The organism is Virgibacillus chiguensis (assembly GCF_900129865.1).
Taxonomy (GTDB): domain Bacteria; phylum Bacillota; class Bacilli; order Bacillales; family Amphibacillaceae; genus Virgibacillus; species Virgibacillus chiguensis.
This window is the reverse complement of record NZ_FQXD01000008.1, coordinates 58236-78240: the sequence shown is the minus strand read 5'-3', so window position 1 is coordinate 78240 and position 20005 is coordinate 58236. Positions and strand designations below refer to the sequence as shown.

Genomic DNA, 20005 nt, shown 5'->3' with positions numbered 1-20005 from the left:
TTTTTTAACATTTTGTGGTGTGAATACGAATGTTCAGTTACATTTTTGTAACTAATTTTACATTTAAGTTACAAAATGATTTCAAAAAATATGGTGTTTTTTTGCGAAAAGCCGAGTTTTGTAAACATTTATTATTTCTCTCTAGTGGATACTATGATTTTTTGTTTTTCAAAAAAGCAAGTAGCTGCAAACGTAATATATTACGCTTGTAGCTACTTCATCCTTTAAAGAAAATCAATGTTTGTGATGTATGATATAAGTATTAACGATAAGAATTTTTTCCTACGTATTTATATCAGCACAGTTGTCAACTTTATTAGCATTGATCTGCTAATCGCCACCAAAGCATCGTACTTAACAATCCAAATGCACTAGTGAAAAGTAAAATAATTAAACTGACTTCTTCAACGATATATGCTTTGTTGCCAGCTGCTCCACTAGCAAGGGCGGGAATAGACCAGGGGAAATATGCACCGTATCCTGCTACTGCAACAATTTGCGCTAAGATGAGTGTGAAAATCATAAATCCAAGGGGAGATAAGTATCCGCGACCAATACTTGCAACCAAAGCGACGGGTGTAGAAAGAAGTACGGTCAATGTGGCACAAACTGCAAAGACGATGATGCCTTCAGCCACTATTCCCTTTGATCCTTGCGGTAAATCAAGCATCATTCCTACAAGTAGTCCAACCAATAAAACAAATAAAGATAACATAAGACACCAAATAAAGGATGTTAAAAACTTTGCCAAAACAATGGTACTTCTAGATAGTGGTAGAGCTAATAAATCTTTTATCGTTCGATCGGAGTATTCTCTGCCAAAGATCCAACTTATAATAAAACCGAAAATAATTAATCCGCCAATGGAAATTGCTTGTGCAAGTAAGCTAAGATAAGAGGGCCAATCCGCTGACCCTATTATTTGTGCTTTGGTAGAAATAAAACCAAGGGCCTCAGCAAAATCCGGATGCTTTAACACGAACATGAAAAAACCACCAATAAACGGTATGAGCATAAATGTAAGCAAAGTTATTAAAGGGATTTTTGAGTGGAATAATTTTTTAAATTCGACGGAAATGCTGGCGAAAAGTTTATTCATGTTGATCGCCTCCAAATTCTTGAATGGTTCTTAGAAAATACATTTCTAAATCTTCTTTTACTACTTGTAGCAATGTTGGTGGGTACCCAGCATTTACAAGTAATGTCGCAATTTTCCCAGGGTCATGTACTGCATTTGCTTCCTTCATTTGAAGTGGTGAGTTTTCTTCATTATTCGTAGTAACCTTATAACCTGCTGTCAATAGAGTGTGTTTGATTGCTAACCTATTTTTTCCATCTAATAGCAAAGTTTTGTGCAACTGTTTTTCCAGTTGTTCACCAGATATTTTTTTGATTAGTATGCCTTGATGTATGATGGCTATATTTGTAGCTATTTTTGAAATTTCATCCAACTTATGGCTAGAGATGAGAATGGTTACGCCTTTGTTTTGGGCTAATTCCTTCAGAAGTTGACGAACTTCAACGATGCCAGCAGGGTCTAATCCGTTCGTTGGCTCATCTAATATTAAAATAGGAGGATGGTGAAGTAGCGCTTTTGCTATTCCAAGTCTTTGGTTATTTCCCATAGATAGGTGTTTTGCTTTTTTAGCAGCGTAGGCTTCTAACTGTAAGTTTTTAATAATCCAATCGACACAACTTTTGTCTCTAATCCCTCTTAGTTTGCAGATAACGTCAAGGTTTTCTCTTACCGTTAACTCTGGATAGGAATAGGGTGTTTCCACCATATAACCGACATGACGCCAAATGTCCTTATTTTTAGAATGAACCTTTTCTCCATTGAGGTAGCATGTTCCAGAAGTAGGTGTGATCATACCTAATAGCATTTGGATAGTTGTCGTTTTTCCAGCACCGTTTAAACCTAAGAAACCATAGATTTCGCCTTTCGCAACAGATAAATCAACGTTATTAACTGCAAAGGTTTGCCCATATGCTTTTGTTAGATTTTCTGTATAAATAACGTCATTCATGTCTCAACCTCCTCTATAATTTGCAGAGCGATTCCCTTAATTAAAAGATTTAGAACTTCGTCAAATTCTTGCTCACCGATTTCTTCCATGTACATCATGCTCATGAAAATGGATCTTAATGAAGCTGCGACAACACGCTTATTTACATGGTCTTTTATCTTTATATAAGAAAAAACTTGCTCCATAAACATATCATCTAGTGAGTGGTGATTCATAATGAATTCTGGCGGTACTTTTCTCATGAGGTACTCTAATTCTTGCTGTTGAATAAGATTCATCAGAAAAGATTGTCTTACATTTTGATATAACTGAAAAATGAAATCAGTAAACTGTTCCACTCCTATGTTAGCTTCTTTCTCAAGTCTGTTTGCTAATTCTTTCATGAGTGATTTTTGATAGTCTTCTAAGACGTAAAAAAACAGGATTTCTTTTTGAGGATAAAATTTATAAAAGGCGCCCTTTGATATGCCGGCTATTTGGACAAGGTGATCGACGGTCGTTTTCCTAATACCGTACTTCCCAAGGCATTCCTTTGCAGCCTGTTGCAGTTTTCCTCTAATTATTTCTTTTTCGTTATTGGAGAAAGCGGTAGCCAAAATTTATACCTCCTTGCGTACTGTATGACTGGAATTGTTTGTTTAGTCATATAGTACACATTAGGCTTTTTGTTGTCAACACAATGCTGTGAGAAGAATAGTGTTCGAGGCTAGCCTTTGTTCTTGTCTAGGAAATTATAAAATTTAGCAGCTGTGAATAAACTTACTAAGTTATTTAGCCACGTCCGGCTCCAGCGCCAGCAACTAGGCGACTTCACTCCCTACGATAAGTTATTATCAATGTTTAAAGTCGCTAGTAGGTTAGTTAAAACAGGACAAAATTTGCACTTCAAACTATCGTCCTAAGCTTTTTTTGGGAAGGAATTACAACGAATCAAAACTTTACAGATAGAATAAATTACGGAGCTAGCGTATCTTCGTATTATTGTAGATAGCAACCTTTTAAATTTTTTCTGCGCCTATTTAAAAAACAAGCCTTTCATTTAGGAAGGCTTGTTTTCGTAAAAGGAATCTTAAGCTGTCTATTATTTTGTAAAATCTACTCTCTTTGCTAACAAGTATATCACTATTCCACCGATCGTCATGGATAATAGTTCCCCTATACCGACGGTTAACCATGTATAAAAGAAAGGCAAGTCAAATAGGAGCGTTAATTGTGCTGCAATTGTGAACATGGAGACAGCAAAAATAATAGTTGTTGTAGCTATTTTTAGTATGTCATTTTTCATCTGCTGGGTTACATGTCTACAAAAAATTAACACAAGAAAAGTAGAAATACTACCAATTGGAACATCCAGAAACCAAGTAGGGGACATGAAATTGGCAATAACAACTCCGAAAGTGACGGCAATAACGTAACGCTTATGATACAATGCTAGAAAATTAAACATTTCAGATAAACGAAACTGAAGAGCACCGAAACTAATTGGAGCAAGAGAAATGGTAACAATCACATAGAGGGAACTAATAATGGCAATTTTAGTTAGCTCGGAGATCATCGTTGGTGAAGATGTTTGGGATATTAACTTATGCATTTATATGTCTCCTTTGTAAAATAGCATCTAGCTATTTTAGTATTAACTGCAACCAAAGAAGGAAGTGCTACAGTGCATCTTTGTTATGTTTGCTACACTATTATATTAGAACGGAACAGCTTGCGCAATAATAGAATTATTTATTGGTCCATCCGCCGTCAATAGGAACAACGACACCATGCATATAATCAGCAGCCCTACTTGCTAAAAAAAGCGTGAGCTCGCCTACTTCTATGGGGTCTGCCCATCTCCCGGCAGGTGTCTGATTCGCTACCCATTCGGCGATTTTTCCATTTCCAGAAAAATCGGCTTTGTTCATTGGCGTTTTAATCGCACCTGGTGCAATTGCGTTAGCTCGAATTCCTTTTCTACAATAGTCATAATCTAATTGTTTGGTATAACCTATAATGGCATGCTTAGAAGCAGTATACGCAGCACCACCGCCACCAGCGACAAAGCCTGCAATGGATGACATATTGATAATAACTCCGCTTTCTTGCTGAAGCATATAAGGGAGTACGAAGTTGGTTACAAGGTAGGTTCCTTTTACATTTGTATCCATAACCTTATCCCATAACCATTCTTCTGTTTCTAATGTAGTTACATATCCATCCAGTATCCCCGCAGTATTTAGTAAAATATCAATGCGTTCAAATTTATGTAATGCGTATTGCACAGCTTTGTGTACAGACACTTTATCGGTAACACTTCCTATCGCATAGGTGAATTGTCCGCTATATTGTTCTTCCATTTCTGCTAAGTTTTTTTTCGCTTTATCGAAGACAAATACATTAGCGCCATTTTTTAAAAAACAGAGGGCTTGTGCTTTTCCTATACCCGAAGCGCCACCAGTGATAAAAACAGTTTGTCCTGTATATTCATCAAAATTCATATACAACCTCCAAAAACAATCATATTATTTAATGATGTTCCAGTCGTCAGCAAGAATATCACATACAGTAGGGGTGAACATAGTATAGCCTTCTCCTGAGACATTGATTAAAAAGTAAGGGTTTAGCTTTTTTCCCTCGTGCTTACTTTCTCCGACGAGCTTCACATATAGTTCAGCACCATGCCATCCACTGCGAATTACTTTCTTACCAGATTTTAATTGAGGTAATACTTCTTCAAATGTCATATGTGTTTTTCTCCTTTAATTCTGTTATCGCCACTTTGAAGTGAGGGGGAAAACCCTCACTGCTTACGTGTAATAAAGTGACATCAAAGATTTTAATAGGAATAAATGTGTGTATCGTGCTATTGTTCTATTTTAATGCTTGAGCTAGGTTTTTGGCAAACTGTTTAATTTGCTCCCAACTTTTACTTGCAATTTGCATATCCTCTCTTAAAAGATCTAATTCTGCTGGATTTAATATACGGACATCATCTAGCAGGTTTTGGTATTTAGAGTTCATGAGGTACCAGTAATTTGTTAGATTTTGGATGGAATCGATAGCTGTATCAATTTTTTGCACCATATTTGTTAGTTTACTTTGTATGTCTGTTATCGTAGCTATTTCTTTCTCAATCCCATCTATTTTTGCTTTAAGTTTGTCTATTTGATATTCTGCATCTCGCTTATCACTTGTAGCGTTATCAATCTCAATTCCCCCCCAAATACAGCCAATCAGGGAAGCACACGCTAATGAACCAGCAGCTATTCTATAATCAGTATTATCAATAACATCATTATAATAATTTATTTTTCTCTTTAAAAGAGGTATATCTGCTTTTGAAGATGATATGGCTTGGACATCTAATTGATTAGAATTGTTCTTGAAACGTTGTGTATCCTCCGTTACATCATCTCGAAACTGGGTTAAATTTTTTACTAATCTTTCTGCGTTTTCGCTTTGTCTTACAATATTATTATTAAGCCGTTCTACCTCAGCACGTATCTTTTCTTTGTCTTTATTCTCCAAAGCAGCTAATAATGCAGAATGACTTTCTTGAAATACATCGTTAAAATGTCCAATACTATCTAGAAATGTGTTCATAGAAGGTTTTAAACTGCTTGTCCAATATGTAGCGTTGTTTTTAGCATCGGCAAAATTATTGTTTATGTTACGTTTTAATTCGTTACTTACAGAATTTAAATTTGTTAAATTGGGTTTTGGTTCGTTTTGGATAGTTGTTGCATAGGAGTCTATGCTCGCTATACTAGTAGCCAATTCTTCTAAATTCTTTATTATCTTTTCTGAATCGGGTTTCATTGTTTCTGTTTGTTCAGCTGCATAAATCATTGTTTGTGGTAACGAATAGGTTACTAAAAAAATAGTTAGAATGGAGCAAATCCATATTTGTTTTATTACTTTCGTTTGCATGTTTATCACCTATTTTTCTCGGTTATAAGGTGCTGTAATCTGCTTTTAGGTTACACACTACTAATTTAAGTGGAAGATAACAGCATGAACTGCGTGTTGTTAGCATTCTTTAGATTTTAAAATATAAGCAAAAATTTAAGCTACCAACAATCAGTGGAGGAGGGTTAACCCCTGGACTGATTGTTGGTTCACTTATATTCTTGGTGGTAGTTTATTGATGATCGACCACTTTAATTTCTTCTACATATAATTTTTGCGCATAGTCTCGAATATTACTCCAACTCATTTTAGCAATGGATAAATCTTCCTTAATAAGATCAAGGTCTTCAGGACTCATAAATTCAATATCGCTAAGTAAGCTTCTATATTTTGCATCCATCGTACTCCACTGTGTTGAAATATTTTGTAAAGAGTCAATTGCTAGATCAATCGTCTTGGTTAAATTATTGGTTTGTTGTTTGACTCCTGTTGTCAATGCTAATTGAATTTCTGTATCTGTTAATTCTTTGGTTATAGATTTAATTTCTGACTCTGCTTCATCAATTCCTTGTTTGGCTAATACAATACCTGCAATTCCTCCACCAGTTAAACCAGTTCCACCTGCAATAAGAGCAACACCGAGTGGCGTTCCAGCGCCTGTAGCAATTACAGCGATTCCCCCTACAATAGCTACAGGTCCTAATGATGTAGAGACAGAAGAGGCTATTAATACTTTGTTATATTTACTAATGGCATCATGGTAAGATTCAATTTGTTGTTTTAAAAGCGGTATACCTGCATCTTGGCTCTTTAAAATAGATGAAAGCTTATTTGTATCTGCTTTTAAATTTTGTGTATCAGACTGTAATTTTTGTCTGTAGTCTTTTAAATCGACAATTAATTGGTCGACTTCTTGTTTGTTTTTGGAAACGCTCCTTGATAGTCTTTTTATTCTAGCTCCTAAGGCATCTTTATCTTTGTTTTCTGCGGCTTCTATTAGCTTATCATAGTACCCTTCGAAACGATTATCATAATTTATAATATTTTCATTCGTTTTAATTAATTGTGGTTTTAATTGATCTAACCATACTTTTGCATTCTCTCTTGCAATGCTTTGATCCGATATGATTTTATTTTGTAAGTTATTGTCGATGATAACAACATTAGTAAAATTGATATCTGGCTGTTTTAAAACTGTTAAAGCATATAAATCCATCACCAACGCATTAGATCCTGTTGCCTCGAGTGCTTGTCTTAGTCCTTCTGGACCTAGCTCATATTTTTTATATTGATTGGCTAAGTCACTAACTTTATCTACCTGATGGTTGTTATCAGATAGATTAGCAGAAGCATAGGAAGGAGCAACGCTACTAAATACTAAAGTTGTTGCGACTGCTACTTGTAAAATAGGTTTTAAAAATTTTTTGGTCATTTGTAATCCCTCCCACTATAAAATGATTAGTATTTAACTGATGTAGTAAATTGTTCAAATTGTCCTGTTTGCTTGTCTATTTCATCCATTATATCTTTGTAATATCTAAGTTGTCGCTTTATTTCAGATGGAGTAATGTTGCCTTCCATAATATCTTCTTTTAAATTGCTCATAATATGATTCAGTTCAGTAAATTCATTGACCATATAATCAAAAATCGTAATTTGGCGTTTAACCATAGAAGTAAACCCAAATAGTTGATCTTCTGCAATAGTAACTTCTGTTGCTTGATGTTCAATTTCCGATAGCTGTTTCATTAGGGAAGTAACGGTTTTATGTTTTTGACGAATAGTAGAATAAGATTCTTTTGTATTCAGATCTTCGGAACTCATTAATGTTTTTCCTAAAGCTTCAATAGACGCTACATCTACCGTTTTGGTTTCCGCACCCGTTTTCACCGTGTTGTAAATCTCTGTACCTAGTTTAAAAGAGAAGTCATATACTTCGTCCGGGTTATTAAGTATTTTTACTAGTTCATTTTGAATATCTTCTAAATTAGCTTTGATAGCTGATCTTAATGTTGTTGCTTTGCCGTCTCCGCCGTTTAATGAAGCAGTTGCTTGATCTGCTTTTTTGGAGAAGTTGTTGCTATCTTCTGCCAATAGGTCATAATAAGCTTGTAAATTCATGGAGGTTCTTTCCATTTTGTATTGTACATCATCCATGACTCTCTGTAGTCGGTTATATCGACTTAAAAAGGAATTTTTAGCCTGCTCGTTACTATCTATTTGTTCCGATAGATTATAAAGGCGGTCGTAGTAATAATTGACTCTTTGTGTTAATCCTTTCATATTTTCATTAATGTAAATGAGTTTTGAACTGTATTCATCTAGCCATTCACGAACGTTATTCCTTGCTATATACTGGTTATTGGATAAGCTACTCATATTTTTGACGTTTAGATCTGGCTGCTTTAAAATTACTAATCCATAAGCTTGAAGCAGTGGGTATTGAGAACCTAATGTTCTTATCCAATTGGAAAAAGTCACGCTCCGCAAACTCTCTTTTGATTGTGCAAATGCGCTTTGGGGTATAAAGGCAGTAAATAGAACAACAAGAATCAATAAACATGATAGTATTTTTTTCTTCATAAAAAACGCTCCTTTCAAGTTGGCGGTTTCTGGATTAACGTAAAAAGATATTTAATACAGTAATCATAAGTAATAACAAAAGTATCGTATATAATAATTATTAACTACGAAACCCCTATTTGTGTAGTGAATCACTTAACAAATAGTCTTTGGTTGAAGAAAGGTATTCAGAAATATCACTCCAATTAATTAATTGAAACGAAAAATATTCTGAAAATTAAAATTAGTGAATCAGAAAAATATTTGAGTTTTATTTCACCTCCAGTTACTATTAACCTTTGGATTTGCAAGTACACGTAATATTGCAAAATAGCTAGATTGTTTATTATTTAAAAAATTGGGGGAGACGAAACAATCTAATTTTGATGTCTCGTAAGCAAGTTCCAAAAGTTAAAACCATGTTGTATAACACTTCACATTATAACTTCATTTCACCTCTTTCTTTATCTTTTTATTGTTCAAAATTAATATACAATGGAATAAAAAGGGTAGTCAACCACTTTTTATAGGCGTATAGAACTGTTTTTTGATATTTAATAGTCATATTTACTTATATTTTTACATATAATTACAAAATATCGCAAAAAACATATACAAATTAAAGATTTTTTTCTGTTCTTTATTGGAATTGCTTAAAATATGTAGAAGGAAAATAGTGAGTAGGATAAAAGTGGAACATTTGAATGAAAATGTTTAATAAAAGTAAAAAAGTGGTAAATCTATCATATGGATCAAATTATACAATATATACGAGGAGGAGTTACACATGAAGATCCTAGCACTTTTTCCAGAAGCTACAAGTGCTACACAATTATTATCCAAAGAAAAGACATTGGGGCTAGATGAATTCCTAAAGAATACAGAGCACGAATTAACAATTGTTACAAGTGATAAAGAAGTGGACGATTACATTGAAGATGTGGATGTAGTCATTTCATCACCATTTCTTCCAGCTTATATTACGAAAGAAAGGGCAAATAAAGCGAAAAACTTAAAGCTAGCTATTACGGCTGGAATTGGATCAGACCATGTCGATCTTGATGCTGCTATAGACAAAGGGATTACAGTAGTCGAAATACCTGGGAGTAATAATTTAAGTGTAGCGGAGCAAAACGTTATGGAAGCACTGTTACTACTAAGAAATTATGAAGAAGGACATAGACAAGCTGAAGAAGGAGAGTGGGATTTACCTAGAGTAGGTGCTAAAGCACATGACATGATAGGTAAAACAATAGGTATTTTTGGATTTGGTCGTATTGGCCAATTAACGGCAGAGAGATTAAAGCCATTTGAGGTACATTTACAATATAATGATCCTTATCGTAAAGAAGATATAGAAGAGAAGCTAGGAATTAAATATGTTGACTTTGACACTTTAGTAAAAACATCTGATGTAATTATTATTCAATCACCGTTAACAAAGGATACGAAAAATAAATTTGATAAAGACGTCATTTGTAACATGAAAGATAGTGCTGTACTTGTGAATTGCGCTAGAGGTGGAATTGTAGAACGAGATGCTATTGCAGAGGCAGTTAATCTTGGTAAAATTCGATATGGTGGTGATGTTTGGTATCCACAACCGGCACCAAAGAACCATCCTTGGCGTTCTCTTGAACAAACAGGTCTTACTGTTCATTATTCAGGTATGACTGTGGAGGCTCAGGAGAGAATACAAAAAGGCGTTTTTGAAATATTAACAAGCTTTATGGAAAATAATCCAATTGAAGAAACCTATCTAATTGTTGCTAATCATAAGGTAGCCAATAAAAGCTATCAAACCCAAAACTAAGTTTCTAAGAAAGAACAGCGTTAATAAATGGTGATAAATAGCCATCCGTAGTTTTAATGCGGGTGGCTTTGTTTACTCTATAGTAATTTGAAGGTTGTAATAATGTTTACCGTATTGTAGGTCGTCATGAATTGTACTTGCAGAGAACTCATTTATTAGAATAGGCATTGCACGTACAGGCGAGTTTCTATTCGAGCTGAAAAGATTTGGAGATAAAGATGTTTTTTCAAAGTTTCAAAGAAAGTCGCTGTAAAAGAAAAATAAAGGAGACGGCTTGGATTGCCGTTCACCTTTATTTAACTATAGGAAAGCATGAATTTTTTAGAGTTTTGACGCTTTATTGTCATAAAGATTTTGGCGATAGCCAAGTTTTATGAAATGTAAATGAATGACATCATTTAACGTAAATTTCGAATGATTTCTTGCTCAATACGTTCATTTTCTTTTTCGACCATACCTGGAACTAAGAATAGATCGATGAAAAGCCATATGCCCACGATAATAAGAGGGATAAACCCAATAAGAATGATTGCTGTAAGCCCACCTACAACACTGAGTATAAGTTGCGTAATAGCAGTCCCTTTTTTGTCAAGGTAGAATCGATGTATACCTAAGGTACCTAAGAAGATAAGTAATACATACGCTAAAAGCATGTTTTTACCTTTTCGGTTTAATTCTGAGCTTACGAGTAGTTTTTCGTGATCTGTTAATGCCAAATTCCTCTCCCCTTTTATTACTTCATTTATAAATGCCCATTCATTATATCATGAAATGAGCTATTATTTTTAGGGTTTTTCCATTTTTTTTAGAGGCAATGGACTATAGGTATAGGAAGGAAAAAGTGCTTTATAAATGTCTCTAGCTTATATATAGATCAATGAATATTTAAACAGTAAAAATATAACCACTTCCATTTTTATGAGCGAGAATAACAAAGCATGATTTGTAAAATCGAATGCTACTAATCCGATCCTTTTTCTCTTGTGTTTTTTCGATAGACAACGTAAATATTTGGATTTATAGTATAATTAAAACTCTAGATATAGCTTAAAAGATTGTGAGGTAGCGAAGTTTAGGTGTTTGTTATTTTTTATGGAGGTGTAAACATGGCAGAACATCGTTTTCATTTAACTGCAACGTGGCCTGGTGGAAGAAATTCTAGCGGTTATATTGCATCAGGAAATTTACGGACTAACGTATCCATCCCCCCGGAAATGGATGGTCCGGGTATTGGGACGAATCCAGATGAGATGCTGTTAGGAGCAGCGGCAACTTGTTACCTTATTACACTTGCGGCCATGATTGAACGTGCTGAGCTTCCTTTAGAAGAAATGAGCTTAGACTCAGAAGGCATTGTCGATGTTACACGAGGTGTATTTACATATCAAAAAATTATTCACCGACCAAAGGTTACCCTAAAGGTAGAAGCGACCGAAGAACAAAGAATTCAGCTGCAAAAGCTTGTTGAAAAAGCGGAGAAAAGCTGTATGATCTCAAGAGCTATACAAGGAAATGTAAAAATAGAGCTAGAGGCTGATCTAAACTAGTATACAAGCATCTTTTCACTATAGGGGAAAAGATGGTGTAGGTGAAATAGGGGAGAAAAGCATGTTTAGATAAGAAAATCCTTCTCAATGGTAAGACACATCAAGCTACAGGAAATGTAAATATTTCTGAATGAGGTGTTGAAAGACCCTTACTCCAAGGTCGTTATTTTATGAAGTGAGGGTCTTTAGCAACTTTTTAGGTTTACATTAAGCTAAAATTCCTCCCCAATATCCTAAAATACCAACGACAAACATACCCAAAATAACGGTTATAGGACTTAGTTTTTTTCTTAGTAGCCACATGACGAAAAAAGTTAATAACAGCGGTACTAATCCAGGAATCAATGAGTCTAAAATGTCTTGTACGGTTTGTACATCGACTTTTTTGGTTTCTGGATTTTTTATTTTTGACACAACGACTGGTATATTAATTGTCGTCCATTTATTAACTAACGCTCCCATAATAAATAACCCTAAAACAGAAGACCCAACGGTTAATTTTTGTAGTAATCCACCGTCCATATCTTTTATAATATCCATCCCTTTTCTGAAACCGTAATCTATCCCCCAATATCTAAACCCCATGCGTAAGATATTCCATAATATAAAAAATAGTATAGGTCCTAACAAATTTCCATTCATAGCAATACCTGCGCCTAAAGCAGCGATAACGGGACGTGCTGTACCCCACCAAACTGGATCACCCACACCAGCAAGAGGTCCCATCATTCCAACTTTTAATCCATTAATTCCAGCATCATTAATGGAAGCGCCTTTCTTCTTTTGTTCTTCCATCGCTGCCGTAACTCCAACAATTGGTGCAGCCATATAAGGGTGTGTATTAAAGAATTCTAAATGTCGTTTCATCGCTTGCTTTCTCTCATCATTGTTTTCAGGATACAGTTTTTTAAAAAAAGGAATCATCGTAAACAGATAGCCAAGGGCATGCATTCTTTCAAAGTTCCATGATCCTTGCCATAAATTTGAACGCCAAAATGAATGCTTAATTTCTTTTTTTGTAATTAGTTTATCTTTTTTGGGCATTTCGTTTGTTTTCATAATACTCCCTCCAATCTTTTAATCTAGCTCATCATCCAGGTCGTCGTCAGCGGAAATAGTTGTGTTGGTACCAGCTACTTGGATATTATTTTGATTAAACTGTGGACTTAATTGTACATACAAAATGGCTAGAACTAAGCCAATAATACCTAAGCCAACAAGGTTAAAATCTGTAAACGCCGCAATGGTGAAGCCTAAATATAAAAATGGCATAAGAGATCCAGTTTTCATCATATTAATAACCATAGCGTAACCAACAACGACAATCATTCCACCAGCAACGTTTAAACCACCAGTAATGACTTCTGGAATAGCATTTAAGAAAGATTGCACCGCATTTGTTCCTACAGTTAAAGCAACAATTAGTGCAGGTATAGCTACGCGAAGCGCTTGAACCAATAACGCCGATATATGAAGGAAATCAACCCTTCTAAAGTCACCCTTTTCTGCTGCACGGTCACCAGCATGTTGAAAAAATATAGTAATAGTCCGCACTAAAATGGTTAATACTTGTCCTGCAGCAGCAAGAGGTATAGCTAATGCAATCCCCGCACCAATATCCTGATTACCCGCAATAACGAATATCGTTGCAATGATAGAAGCTAAAGCAGCATCCGGTGCTTGAGCAGCGCCAATATTCATCCAACCTAGCGCAATCATTTCTAATGTACCACCAATGATGATACCTGTAGTCATATCTCCTAGTACCAAACCCATTAATGTACAAGCAATTAATGGGCGATGGGTTTGAAATTCATCCAAAACGCTTCCCATACCAGCTATACTAGCAAAAATAAATATGAGAATGATTTGCATAACGGATAAGTCCATTGCATATTCCTCCTTTCAAAATTATAGATTTTGTTTGTCTAAAAGTTTAATCATATCTTCTTTTGGATCACTAACTACGCCTCTTACGTCCAGTTCAATATCTTTTTCAGCAAGCCTCCTAAAACAGGTCGCTTCTTCCTTGTTTAGAAAGTTAGATTTATTTACTTTCACCTTACCTTCTTTATATGAAATTCCTCCAATGTTAATAGATGTTAATGGGATTCCTTTTTGAATAACTCGTTCAACGTCAAAGGGATTGGTAAATAGTAACATAACACGGTCATTTTCGTATTTTGGATTTTTATAAACCCGTATCAACTTGTCAATGCTTACAACGCTAGCTTTTACTGAAGGTGGAGCTACTTGCTTTAATAATGTTTTTCTTACTTCGTCATGAGCGACTTCATCATTAACTACAATTATTCTGCTAACGTTTGCATCTTTCACCCAGACTGTAGCTACTTGTCCGTGAATTAAACGATCATCTATTCTTACTAGTCCTATAATCATTTATAATTCATCTCCTTCTAAGTCATCCTTTTCAATGCTATTTTTATTCAATTGTGAAATGCCATTTTTCCCAGCAGTTATTGATATTTCAAGCAGTTGTTGCAAGGTTTTGGAGTTTCTCGATACCAAAGTTTCTAATAACATTGGAATATTAACACCTGTAATAACCTCAATTTTGTCATTGTGTAAAGCTATTTGAGAAGCTGCATTAAATGGAGAGCCGCCAAGTAAATCAACCATTATCAAAACGCCATTAGTACAATCTAATTGTTCGAATAGCAAGTGATATTTTCTTATTAAATCTGCGGTGTTTTCTCCAGGTACAAAATTAGTAGGTAATATATTTTCTTGTTTCCCCATAATCATTTCAACTGTTTTTAGTATTTCCATTGCTGTATCTCCGTGAGTACAAACGATGATTGCGCTATTCATAATCTCACCTCCTCCTTGGTAAAATTATACATTTGAAATCTGGTTGTTTGTAAAATAGATAGTAAATTTCAATATACTGTAAATTCTTTATTACATAATTGTGAAAACGTTTGCTCTCTAAGCTTAAAATTGTAAAAATATGTTATTATATACATATCTATACCATGCTTGTGTGTGAACAATAATTAGAGTTTGAACTCTAATCATTCTCTAAATGAAATTATTCATAAATACAGCAGATGAAAAGAAAGCTAGAGGTGTTAAACAATGAAGAAATGTCTGTCTTATCTTGCCATGTGTTTATTACTTTTTATCATAAATTTGTTTGTGACTTATATTGACGATGGCGCTTGGAAAGTGTGGAAAAGCCTTGGAATAGTAGCATTATTCCTTACCATTTTATTTGTTTTAGATGGATTGAATTTATTTCTCGTTAAGAAGAAAAAAGTTAAAAGTAATCAATAAGTAACTTTTGGTAAAGCTCTTCATTATATAAAAAGCTTTTACAAAAACTTATTTTGTTATAAGATAAGAAAATAGATACTTTAGGATAACGCAAGAACGTAATAGCCACGTCTGGCTCCATCGCCCAGTAACACTAGTTACTTCACTGCATGTCCCACGCTAAGTCACCATCGGTTCATTACTAAGCAGAACTAAAAGAATATTTTTCAGAGGCGAGTAATTTGCCTACCGTTGAAAAAGTATTGGATATTATTCACGAGGAAACAAAAAAATCACCACAAGTAATGTATGAAGAAGAAGAGGAAGGGTACTTTTATATTGATTATGTCGAGAGGGGGAAGCTGTGGCTACAACCAATGTTTGGTGGAAGGTAATTGGACCTTTGTCCGTACCAAAGAAGATAACAGATTTATGTGAGGAAGGCTGGCAACTAAGTGGAGTAGTGGGAAGAAGTCAGGGAAAATGGTATTGAAAGTGGTAACGTCTATAGATAAAGACGCTGTAGATTTTTTAACAGTATAGGAAAGAAAAAACTAAAACGATAAAGATTATTAAAAATCTAAACAGAACTGCTGTAGGGAGGATAGCTACTTGGTAACGATTAAGGATATAGCAACAATGGCAAATGTGTCAAGATCAACGGTTTCTCGTGTGCTAAATAATTCAGGCTATGTGAGTGAAGAGGCTAGACAAAGAGTAGAAAAAGTAATTGAGGCAACGGGTTATGTACCGAGTGGGTATGCTAAATCTCTGCGAACAAAGCAAACAAAAGTAATTGGAGTTATTTTACCAACCATACAAACGGAAACACCAAGCAGAGTTGTAACAGGTCTGGGAAGGGAACTATCTAAGCACGGATACCAAATCTTACTTGCGAATACGGATCATGATAAGGAGAAGGAACTTGAATATTTGGATCTGCTTGTCAGACAAGTAGATGGCATTGTATTAATAGCGACTAACACAGAGCCAGAGCTCACGCAAAAAATAAAAAGCATGAACCTTCCATTTGTAATGGTAGGTCAAGAAGCAGAAAATGTGATATGCGTGACGTATGATGATTATCATGTTGCTAGAGACGTGACAGCTTTTTTAGTTGATAAAGGACATACACAAATTGGATTTATTGGCGTGGATGAAACAGATCAGGCTGTAGGTTGTTTTCGTAAAAAAGGTTTTTACGATGAAATGAAATCCCGCGACTTGTCTATTGAAGAAGCTTGGGTGCAAAAAGGTGTGTTTGATATTGATTCGGGTTGTAAAGCGATGAAGAAAATTATAGAGGATTCCAAACAGCGACCAACAGCGATTTTTGCTGTTACAGACAGACTTGCTATCGGGGCGATGAGTTATGTAAAACGGATTGGTATGGAGATACCTAAAGATATTGCCATTGCAGGCATTGGTGCTTCTGAACTATCTCAATATGTCGATCCGCCTTTGACGACAGTGGATTACAAAAACGAAACAGCAGGAGAAGAAGCGGCTAAACAGCTACTAGCTTTTATTCAAGGTGAAGATTATCAAAAGAAAATTGTATTAGACTATAGACTTCTATCTAGAGATAGTGTATGATAAAGGTGAAATCGATTTCACCTATTTTTATGCGATGTGGTATCGATTCCATGATGGAATCATGCAACATTTTATCTTTAAACCCTCTTTTCAAGAATAGAGAGTGAATGGATGTTCGTTTGTTCCGCTATAGGAAATGATAGAAACTTTAGGGTTATAGCGGAAAAACTAGGACGTTTTTCTTCTGCTATAAGATTTATCCAAAGGTCAAGTTATTCTATTTAAAATTTCACTTATGAGAAGGTGAAGCGTTGCAATATTTTATCTGCCGTGTGGGATCGATACCACAAAATTAGGAGGGATAAAAATGTTAGATAACAAACAAATAGCTGAAGCACTGTTGGAAGCTGTTGGTGGGAAAGAGAATATTTCATCAGTCGCACATTGTGCAACTAGGTTACGTTTACTGGTGATGGATGAGGACCAAGTTGATCGTGAACAGGTGGAAAGCATAGCAAAAGTGAAAGGGGCATTTTTTCATTCTGGACAGTTTCAAATTATTTTCGGTACTGGTACAGTAAATCAAATTTATGAAGAAGTAGAGAAGCTTCATGTTTCTACGATTAATAAACAGGAGCAAACGAAGAAAGCTAGTCAGAGCGGAAATAAGTTACAACGTGCAATTCGTACATTAGGAGACGTGTTTGTACCCATTATTCCAGTACTTGTAGCAACAGGTCTATTTATGGGGCTACGTGGGTTACTTATGCAGGAGAAAATTTTAGCTTTATTCGGACTCGTTCCAGCCGATATTCCTAATAATTTTATCTTGTTTACGCAAATATTAACGGACACGGCTTTTATTTTTTTACCAGCACTCGTTGCTTGGTCCACGTTTCGTGTATTTGGTGGTACACCGATTATAGGAATTGTACTTGGATTAATGCTTGTTAGCCCCTCGTTACCAAGTGCTTGGGGAGTTGCAGAAGGTGCTGAACCATTACTGTTTTTTGGCTTTATACCTGTAGTAGGTTATCAAGGATCGGTACTTCCAGCGTTTATTGCTGGAATTATTGGAGCTAAATTGGAGCGTGCAATTCGTAAGCGTGTGCCGGAAGCATTGGATTTAATTATAACGCCGTTTTTAACATTACTTATAATGATAGGTGCAGCTCTGTTTATCATTGGACCCATTTTCCATGTGGTAGAAAATTATATTTTAGATGGTACACTTGCTGTTTTAAATTTACCATTTGGGTTAGCTGGTTTGCTTATCGGTTTTTTGCACCAAATTATTGTCATTACTGGTGTTCACCATATTTTTAATCTTTTAGAAATAAAACTGTTAGAGGATGTAGGAAGTAATCCATTTAATGCTATTATTACCGCTTCTATTGCTGCCCAGGGTGGTGCAGCTCTTGCTGTTGGTTTAAAAACAAAATCAAAGAAATTGAAAGCTTTAGCTTTTCCATCTTCATTATCTGCTTTCTTAGGTATAACGGAACCAGCTATATTTGGGGTGAATTTACGCTATGTAAAACCATTTATTATGGGGTTAATTGGTGGTGGCGTAGGAGGTTTTTCCGCTATGTTGTTAGAATTAAAAGGGACTGGAATGGCTATTACCGTAATTCCAGGTACATTATTGTATTTGGATGGGCAAATTCTTTCCTATTTACTTGTGAATATCATTGCAGTTGGAGTAGCATTTGCGCTAACTTGGTTATTTGGATTTTCCGATAAGCAATTGAAAGACAATGGATAAAGGCTATCAAAATCAAAATAAGTGATTCCTGTTTTACTCTAATTTTGAAGGGGAGGACTTATAGATTGAAGTTTCATTGTATCATATATAAGTTTAGGAGTTTAGGATATGAATAATAACGTAACAAAAGATATGGTATGTAAACAAATGGAGAAAAACCAACCTTTAATAGCAAGAGATCCCTATCGTTTGCATTACCATTTAATGCCTTCAGTAGGACTATTAAATGATCCAAACGGTTTTGTCTTTTTTAAAGGAAAATATCATATTTTTTATCAGTGGAATCCTTTTGCTGTTGAGCATGGTGTGAAATGTTGGGGGCATTCTATATCTAAAGACCTTATTCATTGGCAAGAAGTACCTGTTGCTTTACTACCTGATCAATGGTATGACCAAAATGGATGTTATTCTGGAAGTGCTGTTGTATACCAGAATCAACTGTACGTTTTTTATACGGGGAATGTGAGGGATAATGAAGGAAATCGGCAATCTTATCAGTGTTTGGCAATATCGAATGATGGAATCCATTTTGAAAAAAAGGGACCAATTATTCAAGTTCCAGACGGTTACACTGCTCATTTTCGTGATCCAAAAGTATTCTATATGAATGAAGCATGGTGGATGGTGCTTGGTGCACAAACAGAGGCGAAAAATGGAGAGGTTGTGTTATATCGTTCTGCTGATTTATGGAATTGGACATTTGCAGGAACGTTAACTGGAAACGGACATCAAGGGTTAGATCACTTCGGTTATATGTGGGAATGCCCTGATCTGTTTCAATTAGGAAATAAAGATATTCTGCTCGTTTGCCCACAAGGAATACCTGCACAAGGCTTTCAATATCAAAATATTTATCAATCTGGGTACTTTGCTGGGGAGATAGAGAAAAAAACAATGTCTTTTGAGCATGATGCTTTTGTGGAATTGGATCGAGGTTTTGATTTTTATGCCCCTCAGACGATGCAAGATCAGGAGGGGAGGAGGATATTGATTGGGTGGATGGGAAATGCCGAGGAAGGTTCCTCCCAGCTTCCTACAGCAAATTATGGATGGGTACACGCTTTGACTGTTCCGCGTCAATTGGATTGGAAAGACGGAACATTGCTACAATATCCTGTGGAAGAGTTTCAGCAGTTACTGGAAAACGAAGTTCGTTTTAATGAAGTTGTATTAAATGCGCAACAATTGTTATCATTATGCGTTGACAAGGCATTTGCTGTATATTTAACTGTGGAAGATATGAAGCAATCCTGTTTAAATATACAAATAGCTGGGTCTCAAATTATATATGATTCGTTATTAAAAGTTTTTACTTTTAAACGAAAAAGCTTTACAAGTTATCAGACTATGGAAAGCAGACACTGCAAATTAGATACTCTCAGCGACATACTTATTTTAAAAGATACGTCCTCTATAGAAATTTTTCTAAATCAAGGAGAGGAAGTGTTTACTTCTCGAGTATTTGACGATAAGAACGAAGAGAGTGTTCTGTTTACAGCGGACGGTGAAATAAAGCTTGATGTGAAAAAATGGGATGTACGTCGAGTTATGGATATTTAGACATGAAATGGAGATAAAATTAAGA

The 20005-nt window shown here is 35.2% G+C and carries 21 protein-coding genes; 7 read left to right on the top strand and 14 right to left on the bottom strand.

Translation table 11 applies throughout. The features are described from left to right. Positions 1-316: 316 nt before the first annotated feature. The 9 genes from BUB45_RS10650 to nheA all read right to left on the bottom strand — a co-directional run bounded on the left by BUB45_RS10650 (position 317) and on the right by nheA (position 8504). Positions 317-1099 carry an ABC transporter permease gene (locus tag BUB45_RS10650; RefSeq protein WP_073008695.1) on the bottom strand — a complete coding sequence of 261 codons (783 nt, stop codon included), beginning with the start codon at positions 1097-1099 and terminating at the stop codon, positions 317-319. Further along, positions 1092-2027, bottom strand: coding sequence for an ABC transporter ATP-binding protein (locus tag BUB45_RS10645; RefSeq protein ID WP_073008691.1), 936 nt, complete (start codon positions 2025-2027; stop codon positions 1092-1094). The genes BUB45_RS10650 and BUB45_RS10645 overlap by 8 nt, the downstream gene beginning before the upstream one ends. After that, on the bottom strand, positions 2024-2623 hold the full coding sequence (locus BUB45_RS10640; protein WP_073008688.1) for a TetR/AcrR family transcriptional regulator: 600 nt from the start codon (positions 2621-2623) through the stop codon (positions 2024-2026). The genes BUB45_RS10645 and BUB45_RS10640 overlap by 4 nt, the downstream gene beginning before the upstream one ends. Before the next feature lie 485 nt (positions 2624-3108). Continuing rightward, entirely contained in the window at positions 3109-3618 is a 510-nt protein-coding gene (locus tag BUB45_RS10635; RefSeq protein ID WP_073008685.1) for a QueT transporter family protein, read from the bottom strand. A 136-nt stretch (positions 3619-3754) separates the two neighbouring features. Then, entirely contained in the window at positions 3755-4510 is a 756-nt protein-coding gene (locus BUB45_RS10630; protein ID WP_073008680.1) for a 3-oxoacyl-ACP reductase, read from the bottom strand. A 24-nt stretch (positions 4511-4534) separates the two neighbouring features. Beyond that, positions 4535-4756: a DUF2829 domain-containing protein gene (locus tag BUB45_RS10625; RefSeq protein WP_073008677.1), complete on the bottom strand. Its 222-nt coding sequence runs from the start codon at positions 4754-4756 to the stop codon at positions 4535-4537. A 127-nt stretch (positions 4757-4883) separates the two neighbouring features. Continuing rightward, positions 4884-5942, bottom strand: a complete 1059-nt coding sequence (gene nheC, locus BUB45_RS10620) for a non-hemolytic enterotoxin subunit C (RefSeq protein WP_073008675.1) — start codon at positions 5940-5942, stop codon at positions 4884-4886. Positions 5943-6153: 211 nt separating this feature from the next. After that, positions 6154-7353, bottom strand: a complete 1200-nt coding sequence (nheB, locus tag BUB45_RS10615; RefSeq protein WP_073008672.1) for a non-hemolytic enterotoxin subunit B — start codon at positions 7351-7353, stop codon at positions 6154-6156. A 26-nt stretch (positions 7354-7379) separates the two neighbouring features. Then, on the bottom strand, positions 7380-8504 hold the full coding sequence (gene nheA / locus BUB45_RS10610) for a non-hemolytic enterotoxin subunit A (RefSeq protein ID WP_073008669.1): 1125 nt from the start codon (positions 8502-8504) through the stop codon (positions 7380-7382). A gap of 766 nt (positions 8505-9270) precedes the next feature. On the opposite strand from nheA, the gene BUB45_RS10605 reads away from it, so the two are divergent. Continuing rightward, a complete protein-coding gene (locus BUB45_RS10605; RefSeq protein WP_073008666.1) occupies positions 9271-10296 on the top strand; it encodes an NAD-dependent formate dehydrogenase in 1026 nt (341 codons plus the stop codon). Between the two features lie 398 nt (positions 10297-10694). Here the strand turns inward: BUB45_RS10605 and BUB45_RS10600 are convergent, their stop codons facing one another. Beyond that, positions 10695-11012 carry a TM2 domain-containing protein gene (locus tag BUB45_RS10600; RefSeq protein ID WP_237342776.1) on the bottom strand — a complete coding sequence of 106 codons (318 nt, stop codon included), beginning with the start codon at positions 11010-11012 and terminating at the stop codon, positions 10695-10697. A 390-nt stretch (positions 11013-11402) separates the two neighbouring features. On the opposite strand from BUB45_RS10600, the gene BUB45_RS10595 reads away from it, so the two are divergent. Then, positions 11403-11843 (top strand): OsmC family protein, encoded by a 441-nt coding sequence (locus BUB45_RS10595; RefSeq protein WP_073008663.1) that lies wholly within the window; start codon positions 11403-11405, stop codon positions 11841-11843. A gap of 207 nt (positions 11844-12050) precedes the next feature. Here BUB45_RS10595 and manZ read toward each other — a convergent pair whose 3' ends face one another. From manZ to BUB45_RS19885, 4 genes are read right to left on the bottom strand one after another with little or no spacing between them, the layout of a single operon-like run. Then, the gene (gene manZ, locus BUB45_RS10590; RefSeq protein ID WP_073008660.1) at positions 12051-12902 is read right to left on the bottom strand and encodes a PTS mannose transporter subunit IID; all 852 of its coding nucleotides are present in this window, start codon (positions 12900-12902) and stop codon (positions 12051-12053) included. Positions 12903-12920: 18 nt separating this feature from the next. After that, complete coding sequence (locus BUB45_RS10585; protein WP_073008657.1) at positions 12921-13733, bottom strand: PTS mannose/fructose/sorbose transporter subunit IIC; 813 nt, start codon at positions 13731-13733, stop codon at positions 12921-12923. Between the two features lie 21 nt (positions 13734-13754). Continuing rightward, entirely contained in the window at positions 13755-14243 is a 489-nt protein-coding gene (locus tag BUB45_RS19890) for a mannose/fructose/sorbose PTS transporter subunit IIB (protein WP_073008655.1), read from the bottom strand. Beyond that, positions 14244-14675: a mannose/fructose/sorbose PTS transporter subunit IIA gene (locus tag BUB45_RS19885; protein ID WP_073008652.1), complete on the bottom strand. Its 432-nt coding sequence runs from the start codon at positions 14673-14675 to the stop codon at positions 14244-14246. 267 nt (positions 14676-14942) lie between these two features. Between BUB45_RS19885 and BUB45_RS20185 the strand changes: the two genes are divergently transcribed. The 5 genes from BUB45_RS20185 (at position 14943) to BUB45_RS10555 (ending at position 19980) form a co-directional block, all read left to right on the top strand. After that, positions 14943-15140: a hypothetical protein gene (locus BUB45_RS20185; RefSeq protein ID WP_073008650.1), complete on the top strand. Its 198-nt coding sequence runs from the start codon at positions 14943-14945 to the stop codon at positions 15138-15140. Between the two features lie 221 nt (positions 15141-15361). Further along, a complete protein-coding gene (locus BUB45_RS19880) occupies positions 15362-15514 on the top strand; it encodes a hypothetical protein (RefSeq protein WP_170861747.1) in 153 nt (50 codons plus the stop codon). Between the two features lie 217 nt (positions 15515-15731). Beyond that, on the top strand, positions 15732-16715 hold the full coding sequence (locus tag BUB45_RS10565; protein WP_073008647.1) for a LacI family DNA-binding transcriptional regulator: 984 nt from the start codon (positions 15732-15734) through the stop codon (positions 16713-16715). A 307-nt stretch (positions 16716-17022) separates the two neighbouring features. Continuing rightward, on the top strand, positions 17023-18420 hold the full coding sequence (locus BUB45_RS10560; RefSeq protein WP_073008644.1) for a sucrose-specific PTS transporter subunit IIBC: 1398 nt from the start codon (positions 17023-17025) through the stop codon (positions 18418-18420). Positions 18421-18528: 108 nt separating this feature from the next. Further along, entirely contained in the window at positions 18529-19980 is a 1452-nt protein-coding gene (locus BUB45_RS10555) for a glycoside hydrolase family 32 protein (RefSeq protein ID WP_073008641.1), read from the top strand. Positions 19981-20005: the final 25 nt, after the last annotated feature.

Coding starts and splice junctions, on each gene's coding strand:
- BUB45_RS19890 (WP_073008655.1), bottom strand. CDS start 14,243: ATGATTATAGGACTAGTAAGAATAGATGATCGTTTAATTCACGGACAA.
- BUB45_RS20185 (WP_073008650.1), top strand. CDS start 14,943: ATGAAGAAATGTCTGTCTTATCTTGCCATGTGTTTATTACTTTTTATC.
- BUB45_RS10625 (WP_073008677.1), bottom strand. CDS start 4,756: ATGACATTTGAAGAAGTATTACCTCAATTAAAATCTGGTAAGAAAGTA.
- nheA (WP_073008669.1), bottom strand. CDS start 8,504: ATGAAGAAAAAAATACTATCATGTTTATTGATTCTTGTTGTTCTATTT.
- BUB45_RS10605 (WP_073008666.1), top strand. CDS start 9,271: ATGAAGATCCTAGCACTTTTTCCAGAAGCTACAAGTGCTACACAATTA.
- BUB45_RS19885 (WP_073008652.1), bottom strand. CDS start 14,675: ATGAATAGCGCAATCATCGTTTGTACTCACGGAGATACAGCAATGGAA.
- BUB45_RS10585 (WP_073008657.1), bottom strand. CDS start 13,733: ATGGACTTATCCGTTATGCAAATCATTCTCATATTTATTTTTGCTAGT.
- BUB45_RS10560 (WP_073008644.1), top strand. CDS start 17,023: ATGTTAGATAACAAACAAATAGCTGAAGCACTGTTGGAAGCTGTTGGT.
- nheC (WP_073008675.1), bottom strand. CDS start 5,942: ATGCAAACGAAAGTAATAAAACAAATATGGATTTGCTCCATTCTAACT.
- BUB45_RS10635 (WP_073008685.1), bottom strand. CDS start 3,618: ATGCATAAGTTAATATCCCAAACATCTTCACCAACGATGATCTCCGAG.
- manZ (WP_073008660.1), bottom strand. CDS start 12,902: ATGAAAACAAACGAAATGCCCAAAAAAGATAAACTAATTACAAAAAAA.
- nheB (WP_073008672.1), bottom strand. CDS start 7,353: ATGACCAAAAAATTTTTAAAACCTATTTTACAAGTAGCAGTCGCAACA.
- BUB45_RS10555 (WP_073008641.1), top strand. CDS start 18,529: ATGAATAATAACGTAACAAAAGATATGGTATGTAAACAAATGGAGAAA.
- BUB45_RS10650 (WP_073008695.1), bottom strand. CDS start 1,099: ATGAATAAACTTTTCGCCAGCATTTCCGTCGAATTTAAAAAATTATTC.
- BUB45_RS10630 (WP_073008680.1), bottom strand. CDS start 4,510: ATGAATTTTGATGAATATACAGGACAAACTGTTTTTATCACTGGTGGC.
- BUB45_RS10645 (WP_073008691.1), bottom strand. CDS start 2,027: ATGAATGACGTTATTTATACAGAAAATCTAACAAAAGCATATGGGCAA.
- BUB45_RS10595 (WP_073008663.1), top strand. CDS start 11,403: ATGGCAGAACATCGTTTTCATTTAACTGCAACGTGGCCTGGTGGAAGA.